General features: G+C 67.1%; 20 protein-coding genes. 15 read left to right on the top strand and 5 right to left on the bottom strand.

Annotation, left to right across the window (positions count from 1 at the left end; genetic code table 11):
* Window positions 1–204: 204 nt before the first annotated feature.
* From L0M17_RS19095 to nadE, 3 genes are all read right to left on the bottom strand, one after another.
* A complete protein-coding gene (locus L0M17_RS19095) occupies window positions 205–1,041 on the bottom strand; it encodes a DUF8083 family protein (RefSeq protein ID WP_241055965.1) in 837 nt (278 codons plus the stop codon).
* Window positions 1,042–1,068: 27 nt separating this feature from the next.
* The gene (locus tag L0M17_RS19090; protein WP_241055964.1) at window positions 1,069–1,881 is read right to left on the bottom strand and encodes an exodeoxyribonuclease III; all 813 of its coding nucleotides are present in this window, start codon (window positions 1,879–1,881) and stop codon (window positions 1,069–1,071) included.
* Window positions 1,882–1,942: 61 nt separating this feature from the next.
* Window positions 1,943–2,788, bottom strand: a complete 846-nt coding sequence (gene nadE / locus L0M17_RS19085; protein ID WP_241055963.1) for an NAD(+) synthase — start codon at window positions 2,786–2,788, stop codon at window positions 1,943–1,945.
* 17 nt (window positions 2,789–2,805) lie between these two features.
* On the opposite strand from nadE, the gene L0M17_RS19080 reads away from it, so the two are divergent.
* The 4 genes from L0M17_RS19080 (at window position 2,806) to L0M17_RS19065 (ending at window position 6,644) form a co-directional block, all read left to right on the top strand.
* On the top strand, window positions 2,806–3,153 hold the full coding sequence (locus L0M17_RS19080; protein WP_241055962.1) for a hypothetical protein: 348 nt from the start codon (window positions 2,806–2,808) through the stop codon (window positions 3,151–3,153).
* A gap of 133 nt (window positions 3,154–3,286) precedes the next feature.
* Window positions 3,287–4,351, top strand: a complete 1,065-nt coding sequence (locus tag L0M17_RS19075) for a Gfo/Idh/MocA family protein (protein WP_241055961.1) — start codon at window positions 3,287–3,289, stop codon at window positions 4,349–4,351.
* 214 nt (window positions 4,352–4,565) lie between these two features.
* Entirely contained in the window at window positions 4,566–5,426 is an 861-nt protein-coding gene (locus L0M17_RS19070) for a sugar phosphate isomerase/epimerase family protein (RefSeq protein WP_241055960.1), read from the top strand.
* Window positions 5,427–5,477: 51 nt separating this feature from the next.
* The gene (locus L0M17_RS19065; RefSeq protein WP_241055959.1) at window positions 5,478–6,644 is read left to right on the top strand and encodes a Gfo/Idh/MocA family protein; all 1,167 of its coding nucleotides are present in this window, start codon (window positions 5,478–5,480) and stop codon (window positions 6,642–6,644) included.
* A gap of 212 nt (window positions 6,645–6,856) precedes the next feature.
* On the opposite strand, the gene L0M17_RS19060 is transcribed toward L0M17_RS19065, so the two are convergent.
* Window positions 6,857–7,894, bottom strand: coding sequence for a LacI family DNA-binding transcriptional regulator (locus L0M17_RS19060; RefSeq protein WP_241055958.1), 1,038 nt, complete (start codon window positions 7,892–7,894; stop codon window positions 6,857–6,859).
* Between the two features lie 140 nt (window positions 7,895–8,034).
* Between L0M17_RS19060 and L0M17_RS19055 the strand changes: the two genes are divergently transcribed.
* The 9 genes from L0M17_RS19055 to L0M17_RS19015 all read left to right on the top strand — a co-directional run bounded on the left by L0M17_RS19055 (window position 8,035) and on the right by L0M17_RS19015 (window position 18,453).
* Window positions 8,035–9,387 (top strand): ABC transporter substrate-binding protein, encoded by a 1,353-nt coding sequence (locus L0M17_RS19055; RefSeq protein WP_241055957.1) that lies wholly within the window; start codon window positions 8,035–8,037, stop codon window positions 9,385–9,387.
* 29 nt (window positions 9,388–9,416) lie between these two features.
* Entirely contained in the window at window positions 9,417–10,475 is a 1,059-nt protein-coding gene (locus tag L0M17_RS19050; protein ID WP_241055956.1) for a carbohydrate ABC transporter permease, read from the top strand.
* Window positions 10,472–11,392, top strand: coding sequence for a carbohydrate ABC transporter permease (locus L0M17_RS19045; protein WP_241055955.1), 921 nt, complete (start codon window positions 10,472–10,474; stop codon window positions 11,390–11,392). Before L0M17_RS19050 ends, L0M17_RS19045 begins: the two co-directional genes overlap by 4 nt.
* Window positions 11,389–12,222 (top strand): sugar phosphate isomerase/epimerase family protein, encoded by an 834-nt coding sequence (locus tag L0M17_RS19040; protein ID WP_241055954.1) that lies wholly within the window; start codon window positions 11,389–11,391, stop codon window positions 12,220–12,222. Before L0M17_RS19045 ends, L0M17_RS19040 begins: the two co-directional genes overlap by 4 nt.
* A 365-nt stretch (window positions 12,223–12,587) precedes the next feature.
* Window positions 12,588–14,015 (top strand): glucuronate isomerase, encoded by a 1,428-nt coding sequence (uxaC, locus tag L0M17_RS19035; protein ID WP_241055953.1) that lies wholly within the window; start codon window positions 12,588–12,590, stop codon window positions 14,013–14,015.
* Window positions 14,016–14,053: 38 nt separating this feature from the next.
* Window positions 14,054–15,358, top strand: a complete 1,305-nt coding sequence (locus L0M17_RS19030) for a mannitol dehydrogenase family protein (RefSeq protein WP_241055952.1) — start codon at window positions 14,054–14,056, stop codon at window positions 15,356–15,358.
* Window positions 15,359–15,469: 111 nt separating this feature from the next.
* Window positions 15,470–16,699 carry a D-mannonate dehydratase ManD gene (gene manD, locus L0M17_RS19025; protein WP_241055951.1) on the top strand — a complete coding sequence of 410 codons (1,230 nt, stop codon included), beginning with the start codon at window positions 15,470–15,472 and terminating at the stop codon, window positions 16,697–16,699.
* Between the two features lie 14 nt (window positions 16,700–16,713).
* Window positions 16,714–17,232 (top strand): gluconokinase, encoded by a 519-nt coding sequence (locus L0M17_RS19020; RefSeq protein WP_241055950.1) that lies wholly within the window; start codon window positions 16,714–16,716, stop codon window positions 17,230–17,232.
* Window positions 17,233–17,499: 267 nt separating this feature from the next.
* On the top strand, window positions 17,500–18,453 hold the full coding sequence (locus tag L0M17_RS19015) for a phosphodiesterase (RefSeq protein WP_241055949.1): 954 nt from the start codon (window positions 17,500–17,502) through the stop codon (window positions 18,451–18,453).
* A gap of 276 nt (window positions 18,454–18,729) precedes the next feature.
* Here L0M17_RS19015 and L0M17_RS19010 read toward each other — a convergent pair whose 3' ends face one another.
* Window positions 18,730–20,334, bottom strand: coding sequence for a stealth family protein (locus L0M17_RS19010; protein ID WP_241055948.1), 1,605 nt, complete (start codon window positions 20,332–20,334; stop codon window positions 18,730–18,732).
* A 71-nt stretch (window positions 20,335–20,405) separates the two neighbouring features.
* On the opposite strand from L0M17_RS19010, the gene pyrE reads away from it, so the two are divergent.
* Both pyrE and L0M17_RS19000 read left to right on the top strand, forming a co-directional pair.
* Window positions 20,406–20,993: an orotate phosphoribosyltransferase gene (gene pyrE, locus L0M17_RS19005; RefSeq protein ID WP_043124648.1), complete on the top strand. Its 588-nt coding sequence runs from the start codon at window positions 20,406–20,408 to the stop codon at window positions 20,991–20,993.
* Window positions 20,959–22,056, top strand: coding sequence for an alpha/beta hydrolase (locus tag L0M17_RS19000; RefSeq protein WP_241055947.1), 1,098 nt, complete (start codon window positions 20,959–20,961; stop codon window positions 22,054–22,056). The genes pyrE and L0M17_RS19000 overlap by 35 nt, the downstream gene beginning before the upstream one ends.
* Window positions 22,057–22,114 lie beyond the last annotated feature (58 nt).

Raw genomic sequence — 22,114 nt, 5'->3', positions numbered from 1 at the left:
CCAGGTTCGTTTCGGGTACGCCAACTCGAAGGTATCTGTACCCCAGACGCCTGAGCCGGGCATTATCTGTACCCCAGACGCCTGAGCCGGGCATTATCTGTACCCGAGACGCCTGAGCCGGGCATTATCTGTACCCGAGACGCCTGAGCCGGGCATTATCTGTACCCGAGACGGCCAGGGGTGGGGTTATCTGTACCCGAGACGTCAGGAGGCGCGGGCCAGCTGGCGGATCGGGATCCAGCGGGAGGCGAGCCGACGGTAAGCGGCCGCGGCGCCGGTGAGATCGCCCTCCGCGAGGCACTCAATGCCGAGGCGCACGTCGAGGCAGGATTCGTCGGGGAACACCCGATCGGCGACACGCCCGTAGTCGAGCTCGATGACCGAGTCTGGGTGGAACTGCTCGAGCCACTCGGTCAGCGACGTGAGCTCGTCGAGCATGCTCATGTCCGGTGCCGCGAGAGCGAGATTCGCGACGGCGAAGCGCGCCCGCCCGATGGCCTTCGCCCACGTGGCCACGATGCGGACCGTGCGCACATGATCGCCCTCCTCGACGACCTCCGTCGGGTCCGATTCCTGAAAGAGGACGAACCAGCTGAACGGGATGCCCCAGAGGGATTCGCGGGTGTTGATCCGCGGGCTCGCCGTCTCCGCCGCTATCCGGTCGACACGGCGCTGGTGCCGCTCGCGAGCCTGCTCGGGGAGCATGAGTTCGGCAAGGATGCGGGGAGCGCTGCTGATGACCGATTCGGCGGCGAGACCCGAACGCAGCACAAGCTGGCTAGGGCAGTAGAGGGTCGTGCCGTTGACGGTCAAGGCCCGAGTGAATTCCGCCCCCTCAGGGGGAAAGGGATCGTCCGCCCGGCTGACGATGCGGTCGAGCGTCGCGTCGGTTTCCGCGGCGTCGAGGTCCTCCCGGCCGCCCTTCCCCAGCAGCCCGGCCTTGATGCGCTCGCGCTCCTTCGGACTGAACGACTCAAGAGGTTCGTAGATGCGCAAGTGGGAGGACAAGGGCCTTGAGACAGGGCTGTGCGACTCACTCATGCCCGGCCGCCGGCCTCGAGGTCCCGCTCACGCGCCGTCCGCAAGCTCCACGACCACGGGAGCGTGGTCGGAGGCACCCTTGCCCTTGCGTTCCTCACGGTCGATGTGGGCCCCGACGACGCGAGCCTCGAGCGCGGGGGAGGCCAGGACGAAGTCGATCCGCATGCCCTCCTTCTTCGGGAAGCGCAGCTGCTTGTAGTCCCAGTACGTGTAGACACCGGGGCCGGGAGTGTAAGCCCGCGCAGCGTCGGTGAATCCGCTTCGCTCGAAGGCTCGGAATGCCTCGCGCTCGGGCTCGCTCACATGCGTGAACCCTTCGGTACGGAACATCTCGATATCCCACACGTCTTCGTCGAGCGGCGCGATGTTCCAATCGCCCACGAGCGCGATCTGTGCCTTGGGGTCCTGCGCGAGCCACTCCGACGCGTGCTTGTTCAGGGTCGCAAGCCACTCCAGCTTGTACGGCATGTGCTCGTCGTCGAGGGCGCGCCCGTTGGGCACATAGATGCTCCACACCCGCACGCCATTGCAGGTCGCGCCGATTGCCCGGGCTTCCTGCTCGGCCTCGATCCCACCCTTGCCGAAGGCAGGCTGATCCGGGAACGTGCGCTCGACGTCCTCGAGGCCCACACGGGACGCGATGGCGACGCCGTTCCACTGGCTCACGCCGAAATGCGCAACCTCGTAGCCGTTGCGCTCGAAGAGCTCCCAGGGAAAGTTCTCGTCACGGCACTTCGTCTCCTGGAGCGCGAGCACATCCACTCCGCTGCGCAGCAGCCAGCCTTCTACACGGTCGGCGCGGGCACGGAGGGAGTTCACGTTCCAAGTGGCGATCTTCACGCAGCCCACGCTATCAACGGCGCGGCGTCGGCGCGACGAGCCGAGCGACCGAGGCAGCTGCCTACTTCGTCCAGGCCGCCGCGCCCTCCTGCCACCACGTATCGAAGCGGGTCACAGGGGTCGCGCGCTTGTGCCGAGTGAGGAGGTATCGCTTCTCGATGGACTCCGCGACCTCTTCCGGAACGTCGCGGCCTTCGAGGTAGCTGTCGATCTCCTCGTAGGTGATGCCGAGCTCATGCTCGTCAGTGCGGCCCGGCTGGAGGTCGAGGAGGTCCGCAGTGGGGATCTTCTGCCAGACCCGTTCGGGGGCACCGAGATGCTGGAGGATCTGCCGGTTCTGGCGCTTATTGAGCCCGAAGAGCGGCAGGATGTCTGCGCCGCCGTCGCCGTACTTCGTGAAGAAGCCGGTCACGGATTCGGCTCCGTGGTCGGTGCCGATCACGAGCAGGTTGCGCTCGCCGGCGATCATGTACTGCGCGATCATGCGGGAGCGGGCCTTTGTGTTGCCGCGGGTGAAGTCGCTCAGCTCCTTGTCGGAGGTCCGCTCGTACTCCTGCTCGAACCCGTCCACGGCGGGCTTCACGTTGAAGGTCCACTCCGTTTTGGGCTGAACGAACTCGAGGGCCGCGCGCGCGTCCTCCTCGTCGTGCTGCACCCCGTGGGGGAGCCGAACGGCGATGAAGTCAGCATCGACGCCGTCCTCCGCCAAGGACTCGACGGCGAGCTGCGCGAGGCGTCCCGCGAGGGAGGAGTCGAGCCCGCCGCTGATGCCCAGCACGAAGCCCTTCGCGCCGCTGACCTTGACGTAGTCCTTGAGGAACTTGACCCTGGCCGTGACTTCTTCAGCCGGGTCAATCTCGGGCTTGACGCCCATTTCTTCGATGATCTTCGCCTGAAGTTCGCGCATGGGCATAGCCTACCCACGTGACGGTTAAGCTGAACAAGAAAGCGTTCGAGCACGCCAAATCGCTGGTCCGCGAGGGCAAGGTCGTGCGGGACAGCCGCGACGACTGGAGCGAGCATGCACCGAACAACCAAGAACTGAGCGACTTCCTCGACAAGAAGGGGCCCGGCGAGTATTCGCAATGGTTCCTTGGAGTCGACGACGAGGCCCCGGACGAGAGCAAGGCGCACTACAAGTTCCCCTTCGGCGACCTGAACAAGGTTCACCGGTGCGCAGTGATCTCCGGTGAGAGCCGGGCGAGCCAGTACAACCACGACGAGATCCGCGAAGCCCTCGGCGAGCTCCTCAAGCGCATCGACGAGTCCTGAGCAGGAAGTCCTTGGAAGCAGGATGACGGCACGATCCCGGCAGGATTACCGCCGGACAAAGGCAAGCGTGGCAAACGGTTGCCCGCCGGCCGCCGTCCTCACTAGGTTGGAACGATGGCATTAGGTTGGAACGATGGCATCTGACGCCCCCGCTGAGTCCCCCCAGTCCATCCTGAGGCGCGCCGCCGTCGTCGGCTGCGGTGACATCTCCGCCCAGCATTTCGCAGCGATCGAAGCGGTCGACGGCGCGAAGCTGGCCGCCGTCGTCGACACGGATCCGGAGCGGCTCGCCAAAGCGGAGGCGGCCCACGACGTACCCGGGTACGCGAGCCTCGGCGAGTTGCTCGACTCGGGGGAGATCGACGTCGTCCATCTGTGCACCCCGCACAAGGCGCACGCTCCGCTCGCTCTCGAAGCCCTCGCGCGCGGGGTCCACGTGCTGACTGAAAAACCCGTGGCGCACACCCTCTCCGACGCCGAGGCGCTCGCGCCGGCCGCGCGCAAGGCCTTCGCCGAGCACGGGGCTCAGTTCGGGGTCTGTTTCCAGAACCGGTATAACGCGACGATCCGCGCGCTGCGCGGCCTGCTCGAGAGCGGAAGCCTCGGCCGGGTCCTCGCTGCCAACGCGACCGTGATGTGGCACCGCACCGCCGACTATTACGCCGCCCGCCCGTGGCGCGGCACCTGGGACGGCAGCGGCGGGGGCCTCCTCATGAACCAGGCCATCCACACGCTCGACCTCCTCCAATGGCTCGTCGGCCCGGCGAAGGTCGTGGGCGGGGGAGCCTCGAGGCGGGCGCTCGAAGGCGTGATCGAGGTCGAGGACACCGCGGATATCCTCCTTGAGCACACAACGGACGACGGCGCGTCCGTGCGTTCCGTCTTCTACGCCACCAATGCGAATGCCGTGAACTCGCCCGTGACGCTCGACATCGTGACCGAGCGCGCCGAGCTGAGCCTTCGGGGCGTCCTGACCGTGCGCTACGCGGACGGGACTGTGGATGTGATCGAGGAATCGGGGATCCTCCCGGGGGAGCGGAGCTACTGGGGCGCCTCGCACCGGCTGCTCATCGCCGATTTCTATGCGTCGCTCGACTCGGGCATCCCGTTCTGGATCGGCGCCGAAGAGGCCACAGCGGCCCTCCGGCTGATCAAGGACGTCTATGCGCGCTCCTTCCCCGAGGGCGGCTGGCTCTAGCCCCTTCCGCCTTTTCGTTTCGGCTACGGAAACTCGCGCTCCTCGTCGTCTCGGGTACGGAAACTCCCGCTCCTCGTCGTCTCGGGTACGGAAACTCCTTCCGTGGCAAGTAATGGCAAACGGTTTCCATCGTGTGCCATCCCTGCTTACGGTGAAAAGCGTGTGATGGCCGTCACGAGCGCGGCCGGTGATTCCGAACGAGGGGAGCGCAAGGATGGCCAGAATCGGTGTCCAAGCGATGATGCTCAAGGAGAGCTTCGCAGAGATCGGCCCTTTCGAGACCCTCCGCAAGGTGGCGGACATTGGGTACCGGGCAGTGGAAGTGTCCCAGATTCCGATGAACGAGGAGAACGTCGCGGAGCTCGAACGGGCACGGGGGGAACTCGGCGTCGAATTTGCCGCTCTGTCCGCGCAACTCGAAGGCGAGAAGGGCGCGACGCCGTATCCGCTCGCTGTCGACCTCGAGCGCGCGGTCGCCGACTGCCGGCGGCTCGGGAGCCAGATGCTGCGGATCGGCATGCTGCCCATGGGTGAGCTCCGCAGCGAGGCGACGGTCGTCGATTACGCCAAGCGCGCGGAGAAGGCCGCAAAGGCCCTCGAGGGCGAGGGGATCTCGCTGTACTACCACAACCACCACGTCGAGTTCGCGAAGATGGGCGGACGCCACGTCCTCGACATCCTCGCCGCAGAGGCGCCGAGCATGGGCCTCGAGATCGATGTCCACTGGGTCCAGCGCGGAGGCCTGGAGCCGGTGCGAACCCTCGCCAAGTACGCGGGCCGCACGGCCATGGTGCATCTCAAGGACTACCGCATCGGTGCCCTCTCGGAGGAGGGCATCAAAGCCCACCAGAGCGGTGACCACGCCACGTTCCAGCGGCACTTCTGGGACACCGTTCAGTTTGCCGAGGTCGGTGAGGGCAATCTCGACTTCGCCGCAATCGTCCCAGCCTCGATCGACGCCGGTGCCCGCTACCTGCTCGTCGAACAGGATCAGCTGTACGGCCGCACGGTCTTCGAGGCGCTCCAGATCTCGCACGACAACCTCGTGGCCCTCGGTTTCAAGGACCTCTTCTAGAGGCCTCTTCCACAGCACCAGCAGCACGACCGACAGGAGCAAGAGAGAAGCATGAGCAGGAAAGTCCGCCTCGGAATTGTCGGCTTCGGCAACCAGGGCAGCAACTACGCAAGGTTCCTCACCGAGGGCAAGGTCCCGAACATCGAGCTCGTCGCGATCACGGACACGGACCCCGGCCGACGCGAGCTCATTGCCGAGCGGCACCCGGAGCTCGCGATCTTCGACGACTACGTCACGATGCTCGAATCCGGTCAGGTCGAGGCCGTCGTGACCACTGTTCCGCACTATCTGCACCCGCAGATGGGGATTCAGGCCCTCGAGCGAGGCATCCACGTTCTCATCGAGAAGCCTGCGGGCGTCTACACGAAGCAGGTGCGTGAACTCAACGAGTTCGCGGCGTCCAAGCCCGAACTCACGTTCGCCATCATGTTCAACCAGCGCACCAACCCCCTGTTCCGCAGGCTCAAGGAGATCGTCGCCTCGGGCGAGATCGGCGCCATCCGCCGTACGAACTGGATCATCACCACTTGGTACCGGCCGCAGGCGTACTACGACCAGAGCGCGTGGCGGGCAACCTGGGGCGGCGAGGGCGGCGGCGTCCTGGTCAACCAGGCGCCGCACAACCTCGACCTGTGGCAGTGGATCTGCGGCGTGCCGAAGAGCGTGTTCGCGAAGGCCGCTTTCGGGTTCCGGCGCGACATCGACGTCGAGGACGAGGTGACCGTCGTCGTCGACTATGGCGACGGCGCCACGGGCACCTTCACGACAGCGACCCACGAGCTGGTCGGCACAGATCGCTTCGAGATCACGGGCGACAAGGGCAAGATCGTCGTCACCGACTCGGAGACTGCGGTCGTGACCCGCTACCGCCGCTCGGAGCAGGAGATCAACGTGAGCATTCCGACCGAGGACATCTGGAAGATGACTCGGGACGAGTTCGATCCGAACGAGTACTACACGCACGAGACGGTCGAGTTCGACTCCGCGTGGGGTGGCCAGCACGCGACCGTGTTCGAGAACTTCGCGGCCAACATCCTCGAGGGGACCCCGCTTATCGCACCCGGCAGCGACGGCATCCTGGGTGTCCGCCTCGCGAACGCGATCCACCTCTCCGCCTGGACCGGCAAGGAGGTGTCGATGGAGTTCGACGAGGACGAGTTCCTCGGCCTCCTGAACAAGAAGATCGCGGAGGAGGGCAAGTTCCCCCAGCGCGGCTGACGGATGGTGGAAAGGGGGTCGGTCCCATCCCGACCCCCTTTCGTGCACCCGGTGCCGTGATACGGGCGTGTCTCGCGGCGGGTCGCCGCCACTTGGCGTGAAAGAGGGTCAGGAACGGACGACGGCGGGCGGGTCCCCGTGAGCGGGCGACGGCGGGTGGGCGCCCGCCGTCGCCCGCTTGCTTTGCGAGGCGACGACGGCGGTCCGCGCCGTCAGCGGGCCGGGCCGGCTGAGGCCCTCGCCGGTCCCGTCGAGGCGCGGACCTTGAGGTGAGTCGGCATGACGGCGAGCTTGCGGGGGGTGCCCCCGTGGATCGGGTCGAGCTGGGCCATGAGCATCGAGACGGCGACTCGGCCGGCCTGTTCGATGGGGGACGAGATGGTCGTGAGGGGCGGGTTGCAGAAGTCTGCGCCGAAGATGTCGTCGCACCCCACGATGCTGATGTCCTCCGGTACCCTCACGCCGCGCTCGCGGAAGCGCTCGAGCATGCCGATGGCGAGGAGATCGTTGAACGCGATGACCGCCGTCACCCCGGTTCCAAGGGTCGCATCCGCGGCCGCCGCGCCCGAGAAGGCCGTGGGCGCGTAGGGGCCCAGACGGGTGGCGGACATCCCTCGCTTCGCGGCGGCGTCCTCGATCGCCTTCCAGCGGCGGTGATTGGACCACGAGCTCGTCGGGCCGCCCGCGTACACGACGGATCGGTGCCCGAACGACGCGAGGTGCTCAAGGGCCTGGACGACCGCCCCCGGCGTGTCGATGAGCACCGTCGGTGCCTCCGCCGTCGCCCGATTGATGGTGACGAGCGCCTGCCGGGAGGCGGCGTCCGTGAGCTGCTGGTCCGTGAGGCGCGACGCCGCGAGGATCACCCCGTCCGTGGAGCGGCGCAGCTTGCGGAGGGTGTCGAGTTCGACGTCGGTCGCCTCCTCAGTGTCGACGAGCAGCTGGGTGTAGCCCGAGGCCTTCAGCTGGTACTGCGTGCCTCGGATGATGTCGAAGTAGAAGGGGTTCGTGATGTCGGGGACGAGGACGGCGATGACGCCGGTGCGCCCCGAGCTGAGCCCGCGGGCCTGAGTGCTCGGAACGTAGTGGAGTTCGGCCGCGATGCGCTCGATCTTCTCGCGCGTCCGGGCGTTCACCCGCTGCGGGTTCGAGAGTGCGCGGGACACGGTGGAGGTGGCGACGCCGGCCATCTCGGCGATGTCGCGGATAGTCGGCATCCGCTCGGCTGAAGAGGGCGGGTCTGGGGTCATGGCGTCCATTGGAGCACCGCTGGCAACTTTTGGCAATCGCTTGCCGCAGTGTTGCACACCTTCCTAGGCTCGACCATATCGATGCAGGGGTGAGCTCGGTCACATAGGCTCCGCCCCCGTGGCACTCAAGGAGGAGACACATGCGTTTCGGCACCAAGGCCCGAGTGGCCGCGATCGCTACAGCGGCGGTATTCGCCCTGTCGGCATGCGGCAGCGGATCATCCAGCAGTTCGAGCGGCGGGGCGGTCAACGGAGCCGGCAAGACGCTCGACGTGCTCGTCGGCATCAACACCGCCTACCCGCAGCAGCAGAAGCAGTGGATGTCTGACACTGCCGCCAAGTTCAAGCAGCAGACCGGCGCCACCCTGAAGTTCGAGACATTCACCTCGGCCAATGAGGAGCTGACCCGCATCCAGACGTCCGTCGTCTCCGGTCAGGGCCCTGACGTCTACGGACTCGGCACCACCTTCACCCCGACGGCGTACTCCACCGGTGCCTTCAAGGTGCTCAACGACTCCGATTGGAACAAGATCGGCGGGAAGTCTCGCTTCAACCAGGCCGCGCTCGGCATCTCGGGGCCAGACCAAAGCCACCTCATCGGCGTCCCCTTCGTGAGCCGGCCGTTCGTCATGGCCTACAACAAGAACCTCCTCAAGGCTGCCGGCATCGACAAGCCCGCCACGACGTGGGACGGCCTCGTGGACCAGGCAAAGAAGATGACTGACCCAGCGAAGGGCCAGTACGGCATGGCGATTGCCTACAAGGACAACTTCGACCCCTGGAAGTACATCTGGGGCATGTCGGTCCAAGCCGGCAACCCGCTCGTGGACGGCAAGACCGCCAAGCTCGACGATCCCACTGTCAAGACGGCGTACTCGACGTACTTCGGCTGGCTCACCAAGGACAAGGTCGTCAATCCCTCCTCCGTCGGCTGGACCAACAGCCAGGCGTTGGCCGACTTCGCGTCGGGCAAGGACGCCTACTTCCTCATGACGAGCTCGGGCTCGATCCCAACGCTCGACAAGTCTCCCCTCAAGGACCAGTGGGACTACTCCCTCATGCCGACCGTGGCTCCCGGCCAGACGTCGGACAAGGCTGGCTCGAACCCGGCCGCATCCATCCTCTCGGGTGACAACCTCGTCGTCGCGACCTACTCCAAGAACCAGGATCTCGCGCTCGCCTACATCAACCTCGTGACGAGCAAGGACGAGCAGCTCAACTACCAGAAGATCTTCGGCGATCTGCCCGCCAATGCGGACGCCCTCGCGTCACTGGACTCGGCCCCGCATATGGCGGCGCTCACCCAGGCCGCCAAGGAGTCGCAGGCGACGCCGTTCACGGGCGCGTGGAGCGACATCCAGCTCGATCTCCTGAACGTCGTCGTGCAGAGCATTCCGGATCTCTCGTCCGGCAATGTCTCCGACTCTGCCTTGAGCTCCCGTATCAGCGATGCGCAGAACAAGGCCCAGCAGTCCCTCAACCGGGCGAAGTGAGACGCGGACGCTGATCCGCTGAGGCAATCATGACAACAAGCAATTCCGCATCCGGAACCCGGCCCGCCGCACGCGCGGCGCGCCGGGCCTCCGGGCCGGCCCCCGCCGTCGGCCCTGACAGCACCTCCGAGGAGAGCCCCACGAGGTCCGTCCCCGCCATCGCCGAGGGCTTCGAGACGCCCGCAGGCAACCGGCGTCGGGGCCCCTCCGAACGCAACCGCCCCCTGTGGATGCTGGTCCCGGGCGGCGTGCTGATGATCATCGTGATCATCGTCCCGCTCCTGCTCGGCATCTACATGTCGCTGCTCGACCTCGACCAGTACACGCTCAGGCAGTGGATCGAGGCCCCGTTCATCGGGATAGCGAACTACATCGAGGCGGTGTCCCAGACCAACCTGTTCCACGGTGTGTGGCTCAGCGTCTCGTACTCGTTCATCGCGACCGTGATCGCGATGCCTATCGGCATTGCCGCGGCTGTCGCCACCCAGAACGCGTTCAAGGGCCGGGCGGTCGTCCGGTCCGTGTTCCTCATCCCGTACATCCTGCCCTCCTTCGTCGTCGCGACCGTATGGCGCACGATGTTCCAGCCGGGCGGCATCATCGACAAGAGCTTCCACCTCCTCGGGGCCGACCCGGGCCTCTTCCTGAACGGTCCGAACACGTACTGGACGCTCATCTTCGTCCAGATCTGGGCATCCTGGCCGTTCATCTACCTGCTCGCGCTTGCCGGCCTCCAAGCCGTCGACCACGAGGTCCACGAGGCGTCCGCCCTCGACGGCGCGCTGTGGTGGACGAAGCTCCGGTACGTGATCTTCCCCTACCTCAAGGGGCCGGTCTCGCTCGCCTTCATCATCGGGATGCTCAACCACATCAACAACTTCACGCTCCCGTTCGTGCTGTTCGGCATCCCCGCGCCGCACGACGTCGAGCTCCTGCCCGTCCTCACCTACGTGACGAGCTTCCAGAGCTTCCGCTTCGGGCTGAGCGCCGCCATGGCGGTCGTCTCGCTCATCCTCATCGCGATCCCGCTCTTCATCTACCTGCGCGTCGTCAAGCTCGACGAGGCCGAACAGGGAGGCCGCAAGTGACTACCACCGCTGTCTCGACCGCGCCCGGGGTCGCCGTCGTCGACCGTCCCGGCTCGCGCCAGCAATCCCAGGTGACGCGGCTCCTGCCCAACTGGCTGATCGTCGTCGTCATCGGCGTCCTGGCCCTGTTCGTGCTCGCCCCGGTGGTCTACATCGTCCTCGCGAGCCTCAACTCGGACATCTCGGTGGCGCGCGGAGACTTCTGGCCCGCCGTTTTCACGCCGGACAACTACGCGAACATCTGGACCAACGTGGGGCTCGCCAACGGCCTCATGAACTCGATCCTCGTCGCCGGTTCGACGGCCATCGTCTCGGCGGCGCTGTCGATCGGGACGGCGTACGTGCTCGTGCGGTACCAGTTCTTCGGACGGCTCACGATCATGCGCGGCCTCCTGGCGCTGCAGTCGGTGCCCGGTACGCTCCTCGTGCTGCCGGTGTTCGTGCTGTTCTCCTCCTCGGCGACGTATCTGGGGCTCCAGGTCATCGGCACCCGATGGGGCCTCTTCATCACGTACCTGACGTTCGCGCTGCCGTTCTCGACGTGGGTCATGGTCACCTACCTGCGCGGCCTGCCGAAGGAGCTCGAGGAGGCTGCCCGGATCGACGGGGCAACGAGCCTCGGGATCCTGACGAAGATCATCCTGCCGCTCAGCTGGCCCGGCATCATCGTCTCCGGCATCTTCGCGTTCCTGCTCGGCTGGAACGACGTCCTGTTCGCGTCCGTCATGACGAATCCGGAGAGCCAGACGGCGGCCGTCGCGCTGCAGATCTTCGCGACGAGCACCGAGGGCGGCGCCATCCCGTACTACGGCCAGATGATGGCGTCCGCGCTCGTGTGCGCCGCGCCGGTCGTGTTCCTGTACCTGTTCTTCCAGAAGTACCTAGTGGGCGGCCTGACCGCCGGAGGAGTGAAATGACTGTCGAATGGGCGCTGTCCGGCTTCGGGGACGAGATCGACGACGACCCGCGGGTCCAAGCCGCCGTCATGCGCGCGCTCGGGGCGAGCCACATCGAGGTCCGGGGTGCGTGGGGCACGAACATCATCGAGCTCTCGGAGGAGCAGCTCGCCGAGCTCAAGAGGGTGTTCGACGAGGCTGGGCTCAAGGCTTCGGCGATCGCCTCGCCGATCGGGAAGGTAGACGTCGGCCTTCCGGTCGAGCACGAGGTCGAGCGACTGGACCGGGCCCTCCGAGCGGCCGAGGTCCTCGGCGCCCCCTACATCCGCATCTTCTCCTTCTATTACGAGGGCAAGGCGCCCGAGGAGGTGCGGGACGCCGTCGTCGAACGCATGACGGCGCTGGCCCGCCGCGCGGAGGGAACCGGTGTCACGCTTGTGCACGAAAACGAGAAGGACATCTTCGGCGACATCCCCGAGCGCGTCCTCGACATCGTCGAGTCCGTCGATTCCCCCGCGCTCAAGCTCGCGTGGGATCCGGCGAACTTCGTCCAGGTCGGCGTCAAGCCGTTCTCGGAAGCCTACGAGCGCCTCCGCCCCCACGTCGTGTACCTCCAGGTCAAGGACGCGCTCTTCGAGACCCGGCAGGTGGTCCCGGCAGGCGAGGGCGACGGCGAGGTGCTCCGGACCGTCGAAGCCCTCCGCGACAGCGGGTACGAGGGCTTCGCGTCCCTCGAGCCTCACCTCGCGTACGCGTACGAGACCGGGGGCTTCAGCGGCCCCTACTCGTTCGGCGTCGCGGCGCGCGCCTTCGCCAAGGTCCTCGAAGAAGCGGGCGTCGGGGTCGCCTGAGCCTCCTGCCCGCTTCCCCAGCTTCGGGACCAACCTCCCCAGTTTCCGGTTCCGGGCTCCCCGCTTTTTGCCCCGGCTTCCCCAAGTTCAGGGCCGGACTCCCCACTTTTTGGCCCGGCTTCCCCGACTTCTGGTGCCGGTATCCCCAAGTACCGCCCCCGTTTCCCCAGTTTCAGGGCCGCGTTCCCCACAATCAGAGGGGACGACGACGCGACTCGCCGACGGTTCTACACAACACGCCGCGTTCCGGCCCAGAAAGCTGGGGAAACCGGTGCTGAAGCTGGGGGACCCGGTGCTGAAGCTGGGAAACCGGCGAAGCGCCCTTCTGGGACCACCCACATTTTCCGGATGAATCGAAAGAGACGATGACTGAATCCCTTGCCTCTCACCCGGACCGGCTCTTCCCAGCCGATCCGGGGACGCGCCAGATCGCGCGCGAGCTGTATGCCGACGTCGAGCACTTCCCGATCCTGTCCCCCCACGGGCACGTCCCGGCGGAGTGGATCGCGGACGATGTCCCGTTCACGGACCCGACCGCCCTCCTCGTCACGCCCGACCACTACGTCACCCGCCTCATCCATACCGCGGGCGTGCCGCTGGGCGAACTCGGGGTGGGCGCGGGCGAGACGCTCGGAGAGGATCTCTCCCGCACGGGCTGGCGCCGCTTCGCCGAGTCGTGGCCGCTCTTCGACGGGACGGCGTCCGGGTACTGGCTGCGCAGCGAGTTCGAGCAGGTCTTCGGACTGCCGGCCGAGATGGTGGAGACGTTCTGTCCCGGCAACGCGGACGCGGTCTATGACGCGATAGCCGCGAAGTTGGCCGAGCCTGACTTCCGCCCGAGGAGGCTGTTCGAGGATTTCAACATCGAGGTCCTGGCCACGACCGATGATCCTCTGGACTCCCTCGAGGCGCACGAGCGGCTCGCGAAGGACGAGTCGTTCCGAGGCCGCGTGGTGCCGACGTTCCGGCCGGACGCGTACATCAACATCGCCCATCCGGAGTGGGCCGAGCGCATCGAGCGGCTCACGGCCGAGGCATCTGGCGGGGTCGCGGGGTTCGCAGGCTACCTGAGGGCCCTCGAAAACCGACGGCGGTACTTCGTCGATCATGGCGCGGTCTCGGCCGACCACGGCGTCCGCACCCCGCTCACCCTCAGGCTCGAGCCGTCCGAGGCCGAGGCCCTGTTCGAGAAGGCCCGCCGTGGCGAGGCGGACGCGGCGGACCGCGACGCGTTCGAGGCCCACATGATGTGGGAGATGGCGCGGATGTCGGTCGAGGACGGGATCGTCATGACGATTCACCCGGGCTCGTTCCGCAACCACCATGGCCCCACCTTCGCCGAGTTCGGCGGGGACACCGGACACGACATCCCGTTCGCGGTGAACTACACGCAAGGCGTCCACGCGCTCCTGCAGGACTTCGGCACCGCGAAGGACTTCCACCTCGTGCTGTTCACTCTGGACGAGACCGTGTTCTCGCGCGAGCTGGCCCCCCTGGCCGGTTTCTACCCGTCGGTGTACATCGGCTCTCCGTGGTGGTTCCTCGACGCGCCGGACGCGATGCTGCGCTTCCGCTCGGCCGTGACCGAGACGGCCGGGTTCTCCCGGTCCTCGGGCTTCATCGACGACACCCGCGCGTACTGCTCGATCCCCGCTCGGCATGACACTTCGCGTCGGATCGAAGCCTCGTTCCTCGCTAGGCTGGTCGCGGAGCACCGCATCACCGAGGCGCGTGCGCACGAGCTCATTGTCGACATCGTCGACCGCGCTCCCCGGCGCGTCTTCAAGCTCTAGCCGCCAGCCTGCAGTCGTCAAGCTCTAGGAGGAAGCCCATGCCGAGCACCACCACGGAGCTGCCGCTCCTGAGCCGCCACGGAGAGCCCTCGCCGCCGGTGCGGATCGTCCACCTCGGACTCGGGGCGTTCCATCGCTCCCACCAGGCGTGGTTCACGGCGAGGGCGCACGACGCGGGGGAGTGGGGGATCGCCTCGTTCACGGGCCGGCGCCCGGACGCCGCGCTCGCGCTCGCCCCGCAGGACGGCCTCTTCACGCTCGTCGAGCGCTCGGCGGACGGGGACAGCTTCGAGGTGATCGGTTCGATCGCCGAGGCCGTCGACGGAGCAGACACCGCGCGCCTGAAAGAGCTCCTCGCAGCCCCGGCCACCGCCGTCGTGACCCTCACCGTCACGGAGAAGGTGTACGACGACGACGCCCCGGACGCGCCGCTCGGGCGCCTCGTGCGCGGCCTCGCCGCGCGCCGCGCAGCGGGAGGTGGGCCGATCGCCGTCGTGAGCTGCGACAACCTCGCGGACAACGGCAAGGTGGCCAGGGGCGCCGTCGTCCGGACCGCCGAGGACCTCGACCCGGAGCTGGGCGCCTGGGTGCGCCAGAACGTGAGCTTCGTCGGCACCTCCGTGGACCGCATCACTCCGCGGACGACGCCGGAGGATGTCGCCGAGGTCGCGGAACGGTGCGGGTACCGGGATGCTTCGCCCGTTGTGGCGGAGCCGTTCGCGTCCTGGATCCTCTCGGGCGACTTCCCGGCCGGGCGTCCGGCGTGGGAGGACGCCGGGGCGCAGTTCGTCGCGGACCTCGAGCCGTTCGAGAACCGCAAGCTGTGGCTCCTCAACGGGGCCCATACGATGCTGGCCTACGCGGGCCAGCTCCGGGGGCACAAGACGGTGGCGGACGCCCTCGGCGATCCGGTGTGCCGCAGGGCGATGGCCGAGTTCTGGGACGAGGCCGCGCGGCATCTCACGCTGCCCGAGCTCGACGTGCCCGCCTACCGAGCGGCCCTGCTCGAGCGGTTCGCGAACCCGCGCATCGCGCACTACCTCGCCCAGATCGCCCAGGACGGCTCGCTCAAGCTGCGCCTTCGCTGCGTGCCGGTCCTTCAGGCTGAACGGGCGGAGGGCCGTGTGGGGCTGGGCGCGGCACGCATGATCGCTGCCTGGATCGACTGGGTCTCGGGGGCGGAGGAGATCTCGGATCCGCTCGTCGGGGCGATTCGGGAAGCCCTCGGGCGCACAGGACGGGAGCGGACGGAAGCGCTCATCCGCCTCGTCGACGCGGACCTCGCTGCGGACGCCGCCGTCGTCGACCTCATCCATGGGCTGGTCGGGTTCGCGCGCGCCTGACATGGCAATGGCTGGCAAGCGATTGCCATAATTTTCCGCAGCCTCACTATGGTTGATGGAGCAGTGAATTGTTGATGGAGCGCTGAGAACCCGCTCTGGATGGAGAGAACCATGAAGATCGTTGCCGCTGAGGTGTTTGTGACGAGCCCGTCGCGGAACTTCGTCACGCTGAAGATCACCACGGATGAGGGCATCACCGGCATCGGCGACGCGACCCTGAACGGGCGCGAGCTCGCGGTCGCGGCGTACCTGAAGGAGCACGTCGCGCAGCTGCTGATCGGCAAGGATCCGCACATGATCGAGGACACGTGGCAGTTCCTCTACCGGTCCTCGTACTGGCGCCGCGGCCCGGTGACGATGGCCTCGATCGCTGCGGTGGACATGGCGCTGTGGGACATCAAGGGCAAGGTCGCGAACCTGCCGGTGTACCAGCTCCTGGGCGGGGCGTCCCGGCGGGGGCTGCGCGCGTACGGGCACGCCTCGGGCACGGACCTGCCGTCGCTGTTCGACTCGATCCGGCACCACCTCGAGCTGGGCTACAAGTCGATCCGGGTCCAGACCGCGATCCCCGGGATCAAGGCCGTGTACGGCGTCGCCGCCCAGGCGCAGGCCTCGGGCGAGCGGTACGACTACGAGCCCGCGGGGCGGGGGGCGTTCCCGCAGGAGGAGGACTGGGACACCCGCGCGTACCTCAAGCACCTGCCGACCGTGTTCGAGGCTGTCCGGAACGAGTTCGGCCCCGACATCCCGCTCCTGCACGACGGGCACCACCGCATGACCCCGATCCAGGCGGCGAAGCTGGGCAAGGCGCTCGAGCCGTACGACCTGTTCTGGCTCGAGGACTGCACCCCCGCGGAGAACCAGGAGGGCCTGCGCCTTGTCCGCCAGCACACCACGACCCCGCTCGCGATCGGGGAGATCTTCAACACGGTGTGGGACTTCCAGTTGCTCATCCGCGAGCAGCTCATCGACTACGTGCGCGCGGCCTCGACGCACTTCGGCGGGATCAGCCCGCTGAAGAAGGTCATGGACTACGCGGCGCAGTACCAGATCAAGTCCGGTTTCCACGGCCCCACGGACATCTCCCCGGTCGGGTTCGCCGCCCAGCTGCACGTCGGCCTCGCGATCCACAACTACGGGATCCAGGAGTACATGCAGCACTCCGACGCCACGAACACCGTGTTCGAGCAGTCGATGACGTTCATCGACGGCTACCTCCACCCGGGGGACAAGCCGGGCCTGGGCGTCGAGTTCAACGAGGAGGCCGCGGCGTCGTTCCCCTACCAGCAGGCCTACCTCCCGTACAACCGCCTCATCGACGGCACGGTCCACGACTGGTGACGGAGGTGGGCGAGGTGACTCAGGCGTTGCACGTGATCGTGATGGGAGTCTCGGGCTCGGGCAAGAGCACCGTGGGGGAGTTGCTCGCGAAGGAGCTCGGCGGCGAGTATCTCGACGGCGACGTGCTGCACCCGCAGGCCAATATCGACAAGATGGCCGCGGGCATCCCGCTCACGGACGAGGACCGCGAGCCGTGGCTGCGGACGATCGGCGATCGCATGGCCTCGTCCCACGGGACGATGGTGATCGGGTGCAGCGCCCTGCGGCGGGTCTACCGCGACATCATCCGCAGCGCCGCGCCGGACAGCCGGTTCGTGCACCTCGTCGGGACCCACGAGATCCTCGCCCAGCGCATGAAGACCCGTCCCGGCCATTTCATGCCGCCAGCCCTGCTCGACTCGCAGATCGAGACGCTCGAGGACCTCGAACCCGACGAGGTGGGCGAGGTTTTCGATATCGCCCAGCCGCCGGAGCAGATCGCGCACGAGGCAGCCGAGTGGCTCCGGTCCGGTCGCATCGGTTCACGTCACTGAGCGTCATATGGGACTTTTGGATCAAGTGCCGGAGGTTGAGGTCCTTAGGTCCTGAACCGGTCGCTGGACATGTAGAAGCCCGAAAAATCAAGGCGCGGACGACGGCGGAAGGCAAGTTCCGCCGTCGTCCGCTCCTTTCGTGTCCATATCGGTAGGTTCCTCCCAGTTTCACGGTGTGTTCACTGGACATTAAGCTCGTGTGCGTTTTTTATGTGTGCACTGGCTTCATCTGCGCACTGGGGGACCGAACCGGACAAGAAGGCTGATATGGGCACCGTCAAGGCCGAGCATCCTCGGCCCCGCCACTTCCTCCTCCACCTCAGTGACACCCATCTGCTCGCCGGAGCACAGCTCGGCGGTCACCTCGATTCGGAGGCGAGCCTCGAGCGGGTCTTCGAGCAAGCGGCCGACGCCGGTGGGTCGCCCGAGGCGATCATCGTGACGGGAGACCTGGCGGACCGTGGGCAGGTCGCTGCCTACGAGCGGCTGCGGGAGATAGCCGAGCCCGCCGCCGAACGGCTCGGCGCCCGGCTCATCTGGGCGATGGGGAACCACGACGACCGCGCATCGCTCCGGTCCGTCCTCCTCCGCGAGGAGCCCTCGACGGAGCCGCTCGACCGTGTCCACTGGCTCGGCGGGCTGCGGGTCATCACGATCGACACGACCGTGCCCGGTTTCCACCATGGCGAACTCGAGTCGTCGCAGCTCGAGTGGCTCGCCGAGGAGCTCGAGTTCCCGGCCCCGGATGGGACCCTCCTCGCGATGCACCACCCGCCGGTGCCGTGTGTGCAGGAGCTCGCCGTGCTCGTCGAGCTGCGCGGCCAAGCCGCCCTCGCGGAGGTGCTCCAGGGGACCGATGTCCGCGCCATTCTGGCCGGCCACCTCCATTACTCAACGAGCGCGACATTCGCCGGCATCCCCGTCTCGGTCGCCTCGGCGACGTGCTACACCCAGGATCTCGCCGCCGTCGTCGATCCCGAGACCGGCATCCGCGGCACCCGCGGCCGCGACACGGGGCAGGCGTACAACCTTGTCCACGTGTACGGCGACACCGTCATGCATTCGGTGGTGCCCGCCGCTGGCGGCCAGACCGTCGGCAAGGAGGTGGCGCCGAGCGAGGTCGCGCGCATCCTCGCCGAAGCCGGCGTCGAGTTCCCCGAGGACGAGGGCGCCTTCCACGACGACTCCCACCCGACGACGGGAATGCTCCCCGTCCTCTGACGTCTCGGGTACAGATAATCCCCTGCTCAGGCGTTTCGGGTACGGAAACTCGGTTCTCTGGGCGTTTCGGGTACGCCAACTCCCTTCCACGGTCCGCCGAATCCCCCAACTTCACAAAGGACGACGGCGAGTCCCGTCGTCGTTCGTCAGAACCTGGGGACGTTGGCCGGGAAGGCGAAGAACTCGGACGGATCGTCTGCCGCCGGTCTTGGTCGAGGTAAGGGGAGTTGGTGTACCCGAGATGGCCTGAGGGGGGAGTTGGTGTACCCGAGACGGCTAGGGGAGGGGGCGCTCCCACGGGGCCGGGATCGGGAAGTACTTCTCCAAGAAGTCCGTGACCCGCTCCTGGCGCTCCTGGGCCGGGACCTCTGGGAATGACCCGTCATTGAGGCAGAAGAAGTCCTGATTGCGCTTCTTGAGGAGTTTCCGCAGCAGTTCGAGCCCGGCGTACGTCGTCGTGTCCACGTAGAGGACCTTCGCGTTGGACTGCGTCACCGCCCGCCCCGTGAGCAGGGCGTAGTAGTGGTACAGGGAATTCGTGACGGAGATATCGTCCTTCGCGCGGAAGCGGCTCGCGGCGGTCGCCTTGAACTGCGGCGCGAATTCCTCCTCCATCTCGAGCAGCACGCTCTTCCGCAAGGGGGCGGCTGTGTGCTCGAGGTGCCGGGTCGTGATGCGGCCGAACCGTTCGTAGAGGAGGCGCCGATTCACCCGGGCCGCGTTCTCGAAGCCCGAGCGCGAGAGGTGGTTGTCGCCGAGGCCGATGCGCGTGGTCGCCTCGATGAACTTCGTGATTCCGCCCGGCGAGAAGAACATGTCGGGGCCGATGGGCCGGCCGAAGAACATGTCGTCGTTCGAATACAGGAAGTACTCCGAGAGGCCCTGGATGTGCTGGAGCTGGGACTCGATGGCTTGGGAATTGAACACGGGCAGCACCGACGGGTCGCGGAAATGCTCCTCGGCCCGGACGATCGTGACCTTCGGATGATCGGCGTCCAGCCATTCGGGAATCTTCGAGTCAGTGCAGATGAAGATCCGTCGGATCCACGGCGCGAACATGTGCACGGATCGCAGAGCGTACTTGAGTTCGTTGATCTGACGGTAGCGGGCCTCCGCCTCGTCCCCCTCGCCGAGGGTCACGCCTGGCAGGAAGGATGACCGGTAGCGGAGGTAGTCGGGGTCGCTCCCGTCGACCCACGAGAAGACGATGTCGATCTCGAAGTCGATATCTGTGGCGTGGTCCGCGAACATGTTCTCGATCGTGGGCCACGTGCGCCCGAAACGCTCGACCGTTCCGCGCACGGCCTCTGAAACGGGGATGGTGCGGCGCGTGAGCGAGTTCTCGATGGGGAGGTACAGGAGATCGCCCTCCCACCTCCAGAGCTCGATCTGGACGCCGGTCTCCTGCCTGTAGAGGAGGCCGCCCTCGGGCTCGAGGCGGGGCCGGTATAGCCGGAACATCCGGGCGTTTCCGCTTGCAGCGAGCCGGCCGTCGGCCACGAGCAGCGCGTCGCCTTTCCGCGCGTCGACCGTGATGGAGTAGAAGGGCTCATTGCGGCAGGCCGCGACGAGGGCGTCGCGGAGCTCCTTACGCTGCCTCCAGTCGACGGCGATCACAGGCCGGGCGTCGTTGCCGCGCACGAGGAGGAAGGGGATCCCCGCATTGTCGAGCACGTCGCGGACGAAGAGGAGGTCCTCGACCATCGCCTCGTGCGGGGTCAGGGTCCGGTTGACGAGCGCGTAGCCGCGCTTGGTCCTGATGACGTCGTCTCGGTCCCCGAGGCGCCGTCCGGCCGCGGCTGAAGTGACCTCCTGCACAGGTTCGACCCCCGCCGCGTCTGGCGTGGCGAAATAGACCTCGTCGGGCGTCGTGGAGTCCATGGATGCCTTTCGCGCGCTGATGCCGGCGGCGCCGCCCAAACGTGTCGGAGGCAGCAATTAGAATCGTAGCCATGACTGCGCCCCTTGACTCAGCACTGCCCGACCTGGCCGCCGCCCGGGCGCGCCTCCTCGAGCTCATCAAGGAGCTCGCCGTCGTCCACGGCCGCGTGACGCTCTCGAGCGGCAAGGAAGCGGACTACTACATCGACCTCCGCCGCATCACGCTCCACCACGAGGCCTCGCAGCTCGTGGGCCGCGTCATGCTCGATCTCATCGACCAGGCCGGCGTCGGGGTCGAGGCCGCCGGCGGTCTCACCATGGGCGCGGACCCCGTAGGTACCGCGATTATGCACGCCGCGCGTGAGGCTGGCCGCGAGGTCGACGCCTTCGTGGTCCGGAAGGCGCAGAAGTCCTACGGGATGGGCCGTCAGGTCGAGGGGCCCTCGGTCGAGGGGCGGAAGGTCGTCGTCGTCGAGGACACGTCGACGACGGGCGGTTCTGCGCTCACCGCCGTCGAGGGCGTGCGGAATGCTGGAGGCGAGGTGACTGCCGTCGTCGTCATCGTGGACCGCGCGACGGGCGCGAAGGAGCGCATCGAGGCCGAGGCCGGCGTGCCGTACCTCTATGCCTTCAGCAAGGATGAGCTCGGACTCGACTGAGCGGCCGCAAGGAAATCCCGGCCTCGACGAGGGCGGGATCCGGCGCCTTGCCGCGATGCTGCGCTCCGCGGAGCACCTGCAGCGCGTCTCGCGGCGGGCGTTCCTGAGCGGGAGCATCACCGCGGGGCTCCTCGCAGCCGACATGCTCACCACGCGGGTGATCCAGAGCCAGCGGCGGCAGACGGTCGTGCTCACAGCGAACGACGACGACGCCAAGCGGCGCTTTCCGGGCACCTCCTGGGTCCTGTTCCCCGGCTACAAGACCAGCTGGGAGGAGGCCCAGCTCATCATCACGTTGCTCGCGCCATCGCTCGGGGACCGCGGGCAGCTCGCGGCGGTGGGCTATTCGAACGACGGGCTCGACATCGATCAGGTCATCGCGGCCATCCTCGGGTACGCGAACGAGAATCGGCTCACGGAGCTGCACTTCTATGGGCACTCGTTCGGGGGAATGCTCGCCGTCGAGGTGGCGTCCCGCTTGCTGGAGTTGGCGGCGTCGACCGGGGCGAATGTTCCTAGGGTGGGCGCAATCGTCCTCGACTCTTCGCCGGCCTCCAAGTACGACGTCAAGGACCTCACCTGGTTCGAAGGCGTCGTCGACCTGTATGAGCTGGGATTCCGGGTCCCTAGCGTGCTGCGCGGGGGCTACGAGCTCGGCGAACGGATCATCAACAAGCACGAGCGGACCTGGAGACAGGTCCTCGACCAGACGCTTGAGCAGCTCACACCGCTCGCGCCGTCGAGCGTGCTCATCCAGACGGAGTCCCAGTACATCTACGACTGGGAGGGCACCCGGTTCGAGGGCGAGTTGGGGCAGATCCAGATGGGCTTCATCGGGAATCCCGGCGATCAGACCGTGGACTACGATTCGGCCCGTGCGCGCTGGCAGCAGTACTTCCCGGACAACCTCGTCTCCTCCTCGCTCCAGACGTCCGGAGCCTTCCCGGCGCACGCGAGCCCGCAGTGGAACTCGGCGCTCTACAACAACGTGCTCGGGAAGCTGCTCCCGCTGCTGCTCCCCCTGCCGCGACCGGTTGGAGGCGCTGGCGGCGGGGCAGGGTAGGGCTGAACTACTTGCGCCGTCAGCTCCGCAGGGTTCTCACCCTGCGGAGCTGACGGCG

The sequence above is a fragment of the Sinomonas terrae genome (assembly GCF_022539255.1).
GTDB lineage: Bacteria > Actinomycetota > Actinomycetes > Actinomycetales > Micrococcaceae > Sinomonas > Sinomonas terrae.
The sequence above is the reverse complement of the archived record's forward strand: the minus strand, read 5'-3'. Positions and strand labels throughout refer to the sequence as shown.

Coding starts and splice junctions, on each gene's coding strand:
- L0M17_RS19095 (WP_241055965.1), bottom strand. CDS start 1,041: ATGAGTGAGTCGCACAGCCCTGTCTCAAGGCCCTTGTCCTCCCACTTG.
- nadE (WP_241055963.1), bottom strand. CDS start 2,788: ATGCGCGAACTTCAGGCGAAGATCATCGAAGAAATGGGCGTCAAGCCC.
- L0M17_RS19075 (WP_241055961.1), top strand. CDS start 3,287: ATGGCATCTGACGCCCCCGCTGAGTCCCCCCAGTCCATCCTGAGGCGC.
- L0M17_RS19070 (WP_241055960.1), top strand. CDS start 4,566: ATGGCCAGAATCGGTGTCCAAGCGATGATGCTCAAGGAGAGCTTCGCA.
- L0M17_RS19065 (WP_241055959.1), top strand. CDS start 5,478: ATGAGCAGGAAAGTCCGCCTCGGAATTGTCGGCTTCGGCAACCAGGGC.
- L0M17_RS19060 (WP_241055958.1), bottom strand. CDS start 7,894: ATGACCCCAGACCCGCCCTCTTCAGCCGAGCGGATGCCGACTATCCGC.
- L0M17_RS19055 (WP_241055957.1), top strand. CDS start 8,035: ATGCGTTTCGGCACCAAGGCCCGAGTGGCCGCGATCGCTACAGCGGCG.
- L0M17_RS19050 (WP_241055956.1), top strand. CDS start 9,417: ATGACAACAAGCAATTCCGCATCCGGAACCCGGCCCGCCGCACGCGCG.
- L0M17_RS19040 (WP_241055954.1), top strand. CDS start 11,389: ATGACTGTCGAATGGGCGCTGTCCGGCTTCGGGGACGAGATCGACGAC.
- uxaC (WP_241055953.1), top strand. CDS start 12,588: ATGACTGAATCCCTTGCCTCTCACCCGGACCGGCTCTTCCCAGCCGAT.
- L0M17_RS19030 (WP_241055952.1), top strand. CDS start 14,054: ATGCCGAGCACCACCACGGAGCTGCCGCTCCTGAGCCGCCACGGAGAG.
- manD (WP_241055951.1), top strand. CDS start 15,470: ATGAAGATCGTTGCCGCTGAGGTGTTTGTGACGAGCCCGTCGCGGAAC.
- L0M17_RS19015 (WP_241055949.1), top strand. CDS start 17,500: ATGGGCACCGTCAAGGCCGAGCATCCTCGGCCCCGCCACTTCCTCCTC.
- L0M17_RS19010 (WP_241055948.1), bottom strand. CDS start 20,334: ATGGACTCCACGACGCCCGACGAGGTCTATTTCGCCACGCCAGACGCG.
- pyrE (WP_043124648.1), top strand. CDS start 20,406: ATGACTGCGCCCCTTGACTCAGCACTGCCCGACCTGGCCGCCGCCCGG.
- L0M17_RS19000 (WP_241055947.1), top strand. CDS start 20,959: ATGCCTTCAGCAAGGATGAGCTCGGACTCGACTGAGCGGCCGCAAGGA.